Raw genomic sequence first — 11,893 nt, 5'->3', positions numbered from 1 at the left:
GTCAAAAATGTCTAAGAAAATAGTTCTTATTGGCGCAAGTGGCGTTATTGGCTCTGCTACATATAAAAAATTTATTGATGCTGGTTATGAAGTAATACCAGCCACATATAGCGGTGGCAATAATTCTCATGTTATTGATATTGAAGATGTAGATTCTATAAAAAAATTCTTTGAAAAGATTGGTCAATTTGATGCTTTAGTATCAACTACTGGTAAAGTTGCTTTCAAGCCTGTTGTTAATCTTTCACAAGAAGATTGGAATTTTAGCTTTAGAAATAAACTACTTGGTCAGATTAATTTAGTCCAAATCGGAGCAAACTATATTAAAGAAGGTGGGTCATTTACGTTAACTACTGGAATTTTAAATGTTGAACCAATTGCTTTAGGGACAGTAGCAGCTACTGTAAATGGAGCGATTGAAGCATTTGTTAAAGCAGCAAGCTTAGAGTATAAAAACTTTCGTATAAATGTTGTTAGCCCAACTGTTGTTAAAGAAGCCTTAGAATCTTATGGTCCTTTCTTTGTTGGTTATGAACCAGTAGAGGCAGAAAAAGTAGCCAATGCTTATTTAAAAGCCGTTGCTGGTGTAGCTAATGGAAGTGTTCTAAAGGTTGGATACTAATTAATAAAGAGGAATATATGGAAAAGATATTAACTACTGCAAATGGTGCTCCAATACCTGATGATAATACTAGTATTAGTGCAGGTAAGCATGGTTCACTTACATTTGATAACTTCAGATTATTTGAAAAGTTAGCACACTTTAATCGTGAGAGAATCCCTGAGCGGGTTGTTCATGCTAGAGGAACTGGCGCATATGGTACTTTTACTCTGGAAAGGGACTTATCAGATTTAACTATAGCTGATTTTTTAATAGGTAAAGGGAAGCAAACAGAAGTTTTCGTGCGCTTTTCTACTGTAGGTGGTGGTCAAGACTCTAGTGATTATGCTAGAGATCCTCGTGGTACAGCCATTAAGTTTTATACTAAACAAGGTAATTTTGACTTGGTAGGTAATAATACTCCTATATTCTTCTTAAGAGATCCTAGTAAGTTTCCTGATTTTATTCACTCTCAGAAAAAGAATCCTCAAACTAACTTGCCAGATCCTGCTGCAATGTATGAGTTTTGGTCAAAGAATCCTCAATCTTTACATCAAATGACTATTTTGATGTCAGATCGTGGGATTCCAAGAAGTTATAGACATATGCATATGTTTAGTTCACATACTCTTAGTTTGTATGATTCTGAAGGTAATCGTTTTTGGGTGAAATGGCACTTTAAAACTCAGCAAGGAATTGATAATTTCACAAATGAGGAAGCAGCAAAACAACCAAGCTTTGGCGCACAAAAAGATTTGTTTGATGCGATTAAAGATGGTAATTATCCTAAGTGGGATGTGAATCTACAAGTTATGACAGAGGAAGATGCTAAAAAATATTATGTTAATCCTTTTGATTTAACAAAAGTTTGGTCACATAAAGATTTTCCATTACAGAAAATAGGTGTTTTAGAGCTAAATCGTAATGTTAATAATTACTTTGCTGAAGTAGAACAAGCTACTTTTGCACCAAATAATTTAGTTCCAGGTGTTGGTATATCTCCTGATAAAATGTTGCAAGCAAGACTTTTAGCTTATCAAGATGCTCATAGATATAGAGTAGGAGTGAATGCTAGTCATTTACCTGTGAATGCTTCAAAATGCCCAATGCATAATTATCAGCGTGATGGAGCAATGGCAGGAACAGCTCTTAATGTTTCACAGAATGAAATCCCTAATTTCTATCCTAATGCTCATTCTGATAGCCCTATTGAGATACCAGAGTATAAAGAGCCTCCTTTAGAAATTTTAGGAGATATTGATTACTATGATGCTCAAGATGAAGATAACTATTCTCAAGTAGGAGATCTTTATAGATTGATGGATGAGTCTCAGAAGAATCAGTTAGCTAATAATATTGCTGAGGGATTAATTCATGCTACAGCAGAGGTTCAGGAACTAATGTTAGAGCAATTCAATAAAGCTGATAGAGATTATAAAGTTAGAGTTGAAAAAGCATTAAGTGATTTAGCTTAATTTTCTGATTATTTCTTATTCATCTTCCACAATAGATTACTAATATATGCTCTTCTATTTTCTTTACATGCAACCATAAGTAATTTTGTTATTTTTAAACTATAAGCATCAGAGAATAGGATGATAAGCATTTCTCTAATATAGTTAGTATTTAGAGTTATATAATTATCAGTACCAATACCTAGCTTTATCCCTTTCTTTTCCCACCAACTAAAAGGGTGGTCTTTATAGTCTGGAATTGCAGTTGTTAGCTTTAGGTTTGATGATGGAAGTCCAACTACGCCTATATTTTTGCTTATTATCCTATTTAGAACATCGTGTTGATATCTTTCTATTTCTATAGAAGTATGAAATTTTATTTTTGTAAATTCTAGAATTTCTTCTTCGTTTAGTTTTATTCCATTTATTATTTTATCTCTAATAGTTGAGTTATTTTCATTCCATGGTATTTCCTCTATCTCTCTAAACTCCATAGATTTTGGATCTAGTGGTTGTAATGATTGATTAAGCTTTAATACTTTTTGCAGTAATCGTTGAAAGTAATAATTTGGATTTATCCCAATTGATAAACCATGCTCTAGAGTATCTATATTCCAGATATTTAGGGCATTATCTACTGCTTGTACACCTTTTTTTAGAGTATGAAATGTTTCACCATGGTGAGAACGGATCTTAAAACCATAATACTGTAGCTTTCTAACACCTTGTTTAAGTGTCTCAAAATGAGCTTTTTTATAGATATTTTTTTCATCACCAACAGTATCAATATCTTTCATAACATTTTGTAGAAAAGAATATTTTTCTAATATCTCAATTAGATAATTTACTTGATATTCAAAACTTTCTTTTTTTGTTTTGAATTTAATGTTGTCAAAGAAGCTTGCTTCTTTTCTAAAAGATGGTGAAAGTACATAACTAAAATCAGGATGTTCTTTTCTGAAATTTTCAAATCCTTCATAAAGTCCTAAAACAACATCTTCTTCTGTTGCTAAGTCTTCATTGAGAATACTTTCTTTTTCATCACTAGTAGAGCGTGATAGCGTGAATTTTAGCCTAATACTACCAACGTTATACTTATGATAAAGTTCATTTGCCATGTGATAGGCTGCATCAATATGGTCTTGCTTTGTATTGAGAATAATCTTCGCTAGGTATAGTAGATCTAGATATCTTGAAAATTTTTCACCATCTTTTAATACAATTAGCTTTTCAATATCTTTTACAGAGTTTATAGGTAAAGCATTTTCTCCATAGATATTTTTAATTTTTTGACTATAAACATCACCACTTTTTCCTTCTAGTAATTTTTTGAGGCGAGGATAAATAAATTCAGCTGATAATGAGCCTGTCAAATGTATGTGCTCTTCATGATACTTAAGAGGAAAATTTTTAAAGAAGTCATAAAAAGCTGTTCCAACAGGATGGTGTAATAACTCTTCTATATCTAATTCATCATTATTAAAAAGCTTTAATTTCTTAATAAAATCCTTAATACATATAGACTCTTGATTATCTAAGTCTTCATAACAAAGTAGTTCTAGAGTATTAAATACTGAAAGCCCATTTGTTTCAGTAATAATTTTATTTAGTTTTTTATTTAGAGAGTTGTCTTTAGACATTTTAGATAGAAATTTCTTTCTTAGTCGTGTAATTATAAAGCTATTTGGGTGTATGATAAAGTAAAATAAATTGATTGCTTATAACAAAAGAGTAAAAAATGAAAATAAATATAAAAGATATAGAATTAGAGACTTTTAAGGTGGGAATTTCAAAAAAACTTTTAGCAAGGGATGACCAAAGAAATTTCCAAATAGATTTTATAAGATTAGAACCTAAAGTTAAGTTAAGTAAACATATGCATCCGGATGTCGAATGGGTTTATGTTATGAAAGGATCTATGTCTGATGAGAGAGGAGAGTTTGTATCTGGAGATTTTTTCATCAATCCAATAAATTCAATACACTCTGTAATATCAGGTCCAAATGGTTGTGATATTTTATGTTGCTGGTGTGGAGAAATTAAAGACTGTTAATACTATTTAGAACTTGTTTAAAAACTTCATCTATAGATAAGTTGCTAGTATCAACTAAAATAGCATCATCAGCTGGTTTTAAAGGAGCAACTTTTCTATTTTTATCTTGATAGTCTCTTTGCTCAATATCTTTTTTTATTTTATCAAAATCAGGCTTTTCACCTTTTGTAGTTAGCTCATCATATCTTCTCTGAGCTCTTACTTCTGAACTAGCATCTAAGAAGAATTTATATTTAGCCTCTGGGAAAACTACTGTACCCATATCTCTTCCATCTGCTACAAGACCTTGTTCAGTAGCAAAAGATAACATTTTATCATGTAGCATTTGACGAACTTTTGGGTAAGCAGATGTTTTAGAAGCAAGCATCCCAGTTTGTTCAGTACGAATATCTTTAGTTACATCCTTACCATTTAAAAGGACTATTATAAAATCATCCTCTACCTTAAATGAGATATCTAGAGAGTCTAACTTGTTGCATACATCTGTTTCGCTATCTAAATTTGCTCCAGCATTGTAGCAGTGTAAAGCAGCTATTCTATATATAGAGCCACTATCAAGTAGCTTGAAATTAAAGTGTTTAGCTAATTTTTTAGATAAAGTTCCTTTACCAACGCCACTAGGACCATCTACAGTTATTATTTTAGAGTTGAGCATTCTCAAACTCCTTCATGAATGCTACTAATGCTTGGACATCTGCTAAAGAAACAGCATTATAAAGACTTGCTCTACAACCACCAACATTACGATGACCTTTTAAACCATAAAAACCTCTTTCATCTGCTTCTTTTAAGAATTTCTTAGTTAGCTCTTCTGATTTTAGCTGAAATATTACATTCATATTAGAGCGATATTTTTCATCTATATTATTTACATAAATATTAGAGTTATCGATAGCATTATAAAGTAATTCAGCTTTTTCTTGATTAAATTCAGCGACTTTTTCTAAAGTGCCAAACTTCTCTAGTAAATAATTTAATATAAGCTCAAAAGTTACCCAAGATATAACAGAAGGAGTGTTATAAACAGAATCAGATTTTTTAGTTAAATCATAATCAAAGACTATAGGAATATTTTCTTTTTTCTGAATAAGAGAATCTTTAATAATTACAATTGTAACTCCAGGAATACCAGCATTCTTTTGAGCACCAGCATAAATCAAACCATAGTTAGAAATATTGACAGGCTTTGATAAAAAACTTGATGAAACATCACAAACTAAAGGAGTGTCACAAGATTTAGCAAGTTCTTTAACTTGATAGCCATCAACAGTTTCATTATCTGTATAGTAAATATAATCACAAGGTTCTTTAAGTGATATATTGTTTTGAGTAGTTGTTTCTACATTAATAAATTTTTTAGCTTCTTTAGCTGCTTTTTCAGACCAGATCCCTGTGCAAAGGTAAAGAGCTCTATTATGTTTACCAGCTAAATTCATTGGAATAGCTGAAAACTGAGCAGTTGCTCCTCCTTGCATAAGTAAAATAGAATAATCTGAAGGAATATTCAGAAGTTTTCTTAAGTTTGTTTGTATAGAAGCATGCACCTCATCAAATACCTTATCTCTATGAGAGATAGAAAGTAAGGAAACCCCTGTATTTTTATAATCGATTAACATTTGTTGTAATTCTTTTATAACAGAAGTAGGTAAAACAGCTGGTCCAGCACAAAAATTTATTTTCATGATTAATAAAGCCGAAAATTAATAAAAAGATAGTTTATATTTTAGCATAAATATAAGAGCTGATGAATTAGACATTATAGAATTTTAAAGCTAGTTATTGTCTTGTTAAATAAATTTTAAGCTTTAGATATATCTTCTGTATAATTTCTCCATAATTCTATGTCATTTTTGATTATGGTTAAGACTAATGTTAGAAAATTTTAAGTCTAAAGTTTTAAGCTTTTTAGATAAGAAACGAGTAATAGAAGATGAAGTATTATGCTATGCATATTCTACAGATGCGAGTTTATATAGAATGGTGCCTAAGCTAGTTTTAATTGTAAATACTGAAAAAGAAGTTCAAGAAGTAATAAAGCTAGCTTCTGAATATGATATTAAACTAACGTTTAGAGCAGCTGGAACGAGTCTTTCTGGACAGGCTGTAACTGATCAAGTTTTAGTGATGCTTGCTTCAAATAGTTGGTTAAATTATGAAATTTATGATGATGGTAAAAAAATAAAATTAGAGCCAAGTATTATAGGTGCAGAAGCTAATAAATATTTAAAAATATATACTAGGAAAATTGGCCCAGATCCAGGCTCAATTAATACTGCAAAAATAGGTGGTATTGTATCAAATAACTCTAGTGGAATGTGCTGTGGTACAGCTAAAAATACATATTCAACTATAGATTCAATGCAAATAGTTTTTGCAGATGGAAGTATATTAGATACAGCTAATCAGCTAAGTATTGATAAATTTAAAAATGATAAAAAAGAGTTTATAGACAGTTTAGTTAAAATCCGTAAAGAAATCATAAATGATGAGAATATTGTTAAATTTATAAAAAAGAAGTTTTCTATCAAAAATACTAGTGGCTACAGTCTAAATGCTTTTTTAGAATTTGAAGATCCGATAAAAATTATAGAGAGATTATTAATTGGTTCAGAAGGTACTTTAGGATTTGTTAGTTCTGTTACTTTAAATACGGTTCCAGATTATAAGTATAAAGCACTAAACTTAATATATGGAAAATTAGAAGATTTAGTTAACTTAACTGTAGAGATCGAGCCATATAATATTTCTTCTATAGAACTTTTAGACTATTTATCTTTAAAATCTGTAGCTGATCAAAAAGAGTTAGAGCCATATCTGATTGAATTAAAAGATGAAAGCTATGCGGCGATCATGATTGAGTTAGCTGAAGATAGCAAAGAAAGCTTAGAGTCTAAATTAGATATAGTTAATAGCTTTATTTCTAAAGCAAATATTATTTATCAGAGTGGATTTAAGCAAAATGCTAAAGAAATGCAGATTATATGGAAAGCTAGGAGTGGGGTTTTACCAACTATAGCAGGGCAAAGACCTTTAGGTTCTAGTGTATTGATAGAAGATATAGCTGTAGAAATAGAGAAACTGCCAATGCTTATAGCTGATGTCAAAGAAATGTTTAAAAAGTATTCTTATAATAATGCTGCTATTTTTGGGCATGTGCTAGCTGGAAATATTCATTTTGTTCTTACTCCAAGCTTTAACAATAAAGAAGAAATTCTAAATTATGATAATTTTATGCATGAGTTGACAGAACTTGTTGCAAAGAAATTCAATGGTTCATTAAAAGCAGAGCATGGTAGTGGAAGAAATATTTCTCCGTTTGCTATAGTAGAATGGGGTGAGAAATGTTGGGATATCATGTGGCAAATCAAAAGATTATTTGATCCTAAGAATATATTTAACCCAGATGTTAAACTTACTAAAGATAATACTCTCCATACTAAAAATCTGAAAGAATTTGATTCTGTCCATCCTGAAATAGATAAATGTATGGAATGTGGTTTTTGTGAACCAGTTTGCCCATCAAGAAATTTAAGTTTTACACCAAGACAAAGAAATTCAGTAGCACGTAAGATAAACTCCTTAACAGGGCATGAAAAAGACAAATGGCAAAAGACATATGATTATTATGGAGTTGAAACTTGTGCTACTACGAGTTTATGTAAGACCTCTTGTCCAGTTAGTATAGATACTGGGGCATTTATATTAACTCAAAAGCCTAAGCAAGATAAGCTAGTAAATCATGAGAAAGAAATAAAAGCAGCTAAGCAGAAAGTCCAATTCGGAAATTTAGCTGGTAGTGTATTAGGGAAGAGTAATTTATATAAATTAATTAGTTCACTGCACACACATTTTAAATCTATTCCAGTATATTTAGAAAATATGCCAGATGTGCAAAAAGCTAAGTTTGTATCATCAAGTAATGGCAGCAGTAAAAAAGTCTTATTATTACCATCATGTCCAAATAGAATTTTTGCTAGTAGTAGAAACTATGATAAATATCCAAGTCAGCTTGTGTTAGAAAAATTAGGTTATGAAGTCGAATATCCTAAAGATTTAAATAAACAATGCTGTGGGCAGATGTATCATTCTAAAGGTAATAGCCTACAGCAAGAAAAGTCTAAAAATTTATTGGAATCAATTATTTCGAATAATTATGAAGCAGTAATTATTGATAATAGCTCATGCTCTAGTTTTGCTAAGATCGAAGGAATAAACATAGTAGATATAAACAGCTTTATTTTGGAAAATCTATCAAAAGATAGTATTAATAAAAAATATAATAGAATAGCTTTACATATTGATTGCTCTACAAGAAAACAAAATCTAAATGAGGAATATTTACAAATTTTAGAGCTATGTTGTAATGATGGAATAATCTCTCCTGAGAGAATCTATTGTTGTGGTTTTGCTGGAGATAAAGGTTTTTCGACACCAGAGCTAAATTCTAGTAGTTTAGAAAGCTTAAAGCCACAAATAGAAGGGTGTGATGTAGGAGTTACATTCAATAGGAGTTGTCAGATAGGGTTAAGTAAACACTCTGGAATAGAATATATTTCTTTTATTGAGTTAGTGCTTGATTGTATATAGTTACTCTACTTTTAAGCCTTTTTCTAATGCTTCGATTGCATAATAATTATAATCTTGAGGATTCGTTACTTTTTTCTGTAACTTTCCACTAGCACCTATAGTTTCTAGACCTGTTGAGAATATTTGATCTATGTTATAAGTATTCTCATTACCCTCAGCAACGATGAGTTTTCCATTATATAAATATAGAATGTTTTTATAACTTATTGTATTACTATTAAGGTCTTTTATTGTTTGCCATTGCGTAGCTGTACTGTTGGGCTCTGGAGAGTAAGGAACTGTTACGCTATTTAAAATATGTCCCATCATATATTTATAATCTTGAGGATAGCTCATTTCAGGCACATTTTTTTCTAAATATGTAGCTCTTACAAATCTTGATGGTGGTGAATAGTCACCGGGAATGCCAACCATTGAAGCAATATTATCTCTTAACGATGAAGATTCAATTGTAAGCTTAAATCCTGGAATATTTCCGAACTTGGCTTTTTGCTCATCTTTATTATAGTTAATTAAACTATTATAATTTAACAAATTTTTAAGTTGTTCTGGTAGTGTAGGGTAATTTGTTAAAACATTTCCAGCCTCTTCACCTTTATAAACATTTATTTTTCCATTTATAAATTCAATAACAGCAGAGTTTCCAAACTTATCTCTTAAACTGAAATGTAAAGGAGCATCTTTTAATGCTATATCTGGAGCGACAGCTACTGAGCTTGAAATTATTTGATATTTAGAAATATTCTCTAGAGCTTCATTAACATCTTTAGATGTTGCAAGAGTATAGTTAACTAAATCATAGAAACTTAATACTGCTTTTTTATTGCTGGGATCATATTTAGGATACTCTGTGCCTGGAAGATAAAGAAAAGAAGCAGATAAACCTTGATCATTAGCACCATCAACTAATAAACCTGTGCTAAAAATTTCTCTTCCCATGAAAGGATATTTCACATCCCATTCGGCAACTTTTAAATCTGGGTAAGCTTTATCCATATATGAAGAAACCTGATGTACTCCTTTATTGTAACCAATAGTAAATATCCCAATATTAATTGGAAAATCCATTGTTCTTCCAACAACAGAAGCATTATCTTTATGAATAAAAACTTCAGTACAAGCTTCAGAAATATTAACTATTCCTAATGCTATACTAGATATTAGAGCTATTTTTTTAATCATTTTTATTTGAAAATAAAATACCATATATTAAAAATATAGCACACAATTGATAAAAGATAGAAAGGATGAACCTACAGAATTATAAAATATATTGACTTAGATCTTTATCTTTAACTAGTTTTCCAAGCTTATCATTTACATATTCTACTGTAATGTTTAGATTCTTATCTTCGATCTCTGGAGCATCAAAAGATATCTCTTCTAATAGTTTTTCCATTACAGTATGAAGCCTTCTAGCTCCTATATTCTCTATTTCTTCATTTACCTTATAAGCGATATCAGCAATTCTATTTATAGCATTTTCCTCGAAATTTAAATTCAGACCTTCTGTTTCCATTAGAGCAACATATTGTTTTAGTATAGAGCAGTCAGGTTCTTTAAGAATTCTAACAAAATCTTCAACGACTAGAGATTTCAACTCAACTCTAATAGGCAGTCTTCCTTGAAGTTCAGGTATTAAATCTGAAGGCTTAGCAATGTGAAATGCTCCTGAAGCTATAAACAAGATATGATCAGTTTTAATCATTCCATATTTGGTAGAAACAGTAGAGCCTTCTACTAAAGGTAGTAAGTCTCGTTGTACACCTTCACGAGAAACATCTGCTCCAGAGTTACTAGATTTTTTACATACTTTATCTATCTCATCTAGAAAAACTATACCATTTTGCTCAACAGACTCTAAAGCTCTAGCTCTAATATCTTCTTCATTAATAAGCTTGGAAGCTTCCTCATCTTTTACAAGTTTTAAAGCATCTTTTATTTTAACCTTTTTATTTTTCTTTTTATCACTGCTTAAGCTTGAAAAAAGGTCTTGAAGTTGACTTGTCATATCTTCCATACCCGGAGGTCCCATAACACCAATAGTTTTAGGAGCAGCTGCAACTTCAATTTCTATCTCTTTATCATCAAGTTCACCATTTTGAATTTTTTTTCTAAAAGCTTCTCTTGTTTTACTTTCTTTTTCTTTACGAGATTCACTATCTTGAGCTGGTTCATTTGCAAAGCCAAGCTTAGATTCACTAGCTCTAGCAGGAGGTATTAAAACATCTAGTATTCTTTCTTCAGCTAATTTAGTAGCTTTTTCTACAACTTTTTGTTTAGCGTCTTCTCTTTTCATTTTGACAGCCATTTCAACTAGGTCACGTATTATAGATTCTACATCTTTACCAACATAACCAACTTCTGTAAATTTAGTAGCTTCAACTTTTATGAAAGGAGCATCAGCAAGCTTTGCTAGTCTTCTAGCTATTTCTGTTTTACCAACACCTGTTGGACCAATCATTAAAATATTCTTTGGTGTAACTTCTTGACGCATTTCATCATTAAGTTGCATACGGCGCCATCTGTTTCTAAGAGCAATTGCAACAGCTTTTTTTGCATCATTTTGACCAATAATATGTCTTTCTAATTCATTAACAATTGCTTTTGGGGTCATTATTTGTGTCATAAAAAGTTATCCTTTTTGTTTATTCTCTAGGCTTTCTATAGTGAAATTATGGTTTGTATATATACAGGTATCAGCTGCTATTGTTAAACTCTTTCTTACAATTTCTTCAGCAGTAAGATCTGTATTTTCAACTAATGCAGTTGCTGCTGATCTAGCATAAGTAGAGCCTGAGCCTATAGATATAATATTATTTTTATCTGCCGCCATAACATCTCCAGCCCCAGAAATTAGTAAAGATAGGTTTTCATCAGCAACTATTATCATTGCCTCAAGTTTACTAAGCATTCTATCAAGTCTCCATTCACGAACCATTTCAACAGCTGCTCTTTCTAGGTTTCCTTGATAAAACTCTAATTTTTGTTCAAATTTCTCAAAAAGTGTAAAAGCGTCAGCGGTAGATCCTGCAAAACCAGTAAGTACTTTACCATTATTCAACTTTCTAACTTTAACAATATTTTCTTTAGCTATTGTATGTCCAAGAGTTGCTTGTCCATCTCCACCTACAACAACTTTATCTCCTCTTCTTACACATAAGATAGTTGTACCTTTCATGTTTTCCATAATCTATG

Annotated in this window: 10 protein-coding genes; 4 read left to right on the top strand and 6 right to left on the bottom strand. The window is 30.9% G+C overall.

Annotated features, from left to right (window positions below):
* Positions 1-7 precede the first annotated feature (7 nt).
* Together KX01_RS07705 and KX01_RS07700 are read left to right on the top strand one after the other, a co-directional pair.
* The gene (locus tag KX01_RS07705) at positions 8-622 is read left to right on the top strand and encodes a short chain dehydrogenase (RefSeq protein ID WP_071664434.1); all 615 of its coding nucleotides are present in this window, start codon (positions 8-10) and stop codon (positions 620-622) included.
* Positions 623-639: 17 nt separating this feature from the next.
* On the top strand, positions 640-2,076 hold the full coding sequence (locus KX01_RS07700) for a catalase (RefSeq protein ID WP_071664433.1): 1,437 nt from the start codon (positions 640-642) through the stop codon (positions 2,074-2,076).
* A gap of 8 nt (positions 2,077-2,084) precedes the next feature.
* On the opposite strand, the gene KX01_RS07695 is transcribed toward KX01_RS07700, so the two are convergent.
* A complete protein-coding gene (locus KX01_RS07695) occupies positions 2,085-3,695 on the bottom strand; it encodes an amidohydrolase family protein (RefSeq protein WP_071664432.1) in 1,611 nt (536 codons plus the stop codon).
* A 98-nt stretch (positions 3,696-3,793) separates the two neighbouring features.
* Between KX01_RS07695 and KX01_RS07690 the strand changes: the two genes are divergently transcribed.
* Positions 3,794-4,108: a cupin domain-containing protein gene (locus tag KX01_RS07690; protein WP_071664431.1), complete on the top strand. Its 315-nt coding sequence runs from the start codon at positions 3,794-3,796 to the stop codon at positions 4,106-4,108.
* Here KX01_RS07690 and cmk read toward each other — a convergent pair.
* Together cmk and serC are read right to left on the bottom strand one after the other, a co-directional pair.
* Entirely contained in the window at positions 4,095-4,763 is a 669-nt protein-coding gene (cmk, locus tag KX01_RS07685; RefSeq protein ID WP_071664430.1) for a (d)CMP kinase, read from the bottom strand. The two genes, KX01_RS07690 and cmk, sit on opposite strands and share 14 nt — an antisense overlap.
* On the bottom strand, positions 4,750-5,790 hold the full coding sequence (serC, locus tag KX01_RS07680; RefSeq protein ID WP_071664429.1) for a 3-phosphoserine/phosphohydroxythreonine transaminase: 1,041 nt from the start codon (positions 5,788-5,790) through the stop codon (positions 4,750-4,752). The genes cmk and serC overlap by 14 nt, the downstream gene beginning before the upstream one ends.
* A gap of 187 nt (positions 5,791-5,977) precedes the next feature.
* On the opposite strand from serC, the gene KX01_RS07675 reads away from it, so the two are divergent.
* On the top strand, positions 5,978-8,695 hold the full coding sequence (locus tag KX01_RS07675; protein WP_071664428.1) for an FAD-binding and (Fe-S)-binding domain-containing protein: 2,718 nt from the start codon (positions 5,978-5,980) through the stop codon (positions 8,693-8,695).
* On the opposite strand, the gene KX01_RS07670 is transcribed toward KX01_RS07675, so the two are convergent.
* The 3 genes from KX01_RS07670 to hslV all read right to left on the bottom strand — a co-directional run bounded on the left by KX01_RS07670 (position 8,696) and on the right by hslV (position 11,885).
* Positions 8,696-9,877: a linear amide C-N hydrolase gene (locus tag KX01_RS07670; protein WP_071664427.1), complete on the bottom strand. Its 1,182-nt coding sequence runs from the start codon at positions 9,875-9,877 to the stop codon at positions 8,696-8,698.
* A gap of 79 nt (positions 9,878-9,956) precedes the next feature.
* Positions 9,957-11,324 (bottom strand): ATP-dependent protease ATPase subunit HslU, encoded by a 1,368-nt coding sequence (hslU, locus tag KX01_RS07665; RefSeq protein ID WP_071664426.1) that lies wholly within the window; start codon positions 11,322-11,324, stop codon positions 9,957-9,959.
* A 6-nt stretch (positions 11,325-11,330) separates the two neighbouring features.
* Complete coding sequence (hslV, locus tag KX01_RS07660; protein ID WP_071664425.1) at positions 11,331-11,885, bottom strand: ATP-dependent protease subunit HslV; 555 nt, start codon at positions 11,883-11,885, stop codon at positions 11,331-11,333.
* Positions 11,886-11,893: the final 8 nt, after the last annotated feature.

The sequence above is a fragment of the Francisella frigiditurris genome (genome assembly GCF_001880225.1).
In the GTDB taxonomy this organism is placed as follows: Bacteria; Pseudomonadota; Gammaproteobacteria; order Francisellales; family Francisellaceae; genus Francisella; species Francisella frigiditurris.
The sequence above is the reverse complement of the archived record's forward strand: the minus strand, read 5'-3'. Positions and strand labels throughout refer to the sequence as shown.

Excerpts from the sequence above, each read along its gene's own strand:
- KX01_RS07705 (WP_071664434.1), top strand. The coding sequence starts at position 8 with ATGTCTAAGAAAATAGTTCTTATTGGCGCAAGTGGCGTTATTGGCTCT.
- KX01_RS07700 (WP_071664433.1), top strand. The coding sequence starts at position 640 with ATGGAAAAGATATTAACTACTGCAAATGGTGCTCCAATACCTGATGAT.
- KX01_RS07695 (WP_071664432.1), bottom strand. The coding sequence starts at position 3,695 with ATGTCTAAAGACAACTCTCTAAATAAAAAACTAAATAAAATTATTACT.
- KX01_RS07690 (WP_071664431.1), top strand. The coding sequence starts at position 3,794 with ATGAAAATAAATATAAAAGATATAGAATTAGAGACTTTTAAGGTGGGA.
- cmk (WP_071664430.1), bottom strand. The coding sequence starts at position 4,763 with ATGCTCAACTCTAAAATAATAACTGTAGATGGTCCTAGTGGCGTTGGT.
- serC (WP_071664429.1), bottom strand. The coding sequence starts at position 5,790 with ATGAAAATAAATTTTTGTGCTGGACCAGCTGTTTTACCTACTTCTGTT.
- KX01_RS07675 (WP_071664428.1), top strand. The coding sequence starts at position 5,978 with ATGTTAGAAAATTTTAAGTCTAAAGTTTTAAGCTTTTTAGATAAGAAA.
- KX01_RS07670 (WP_071664427.1), bottom strand. The coding sequence starts at position 9,877 with ATGATTAAAAAAATAGCTCTAATATCTAGTATAGCATTAGGAATAGTT.
- hslU (WP_071664426.1), bottom strand. The coding sequence starts at position 11,324 with ATGACACAAATAATGACCCCAAAAGCAATTGTTAATGAATTAGAAAGA.
- hslV (WP_071664425.1), bottom strand. The coding sequence starts at position 11,885 with ATGGAAAACATGAAAGGTACAACTATCTTATGTGTAAGAAGAGGAGAT.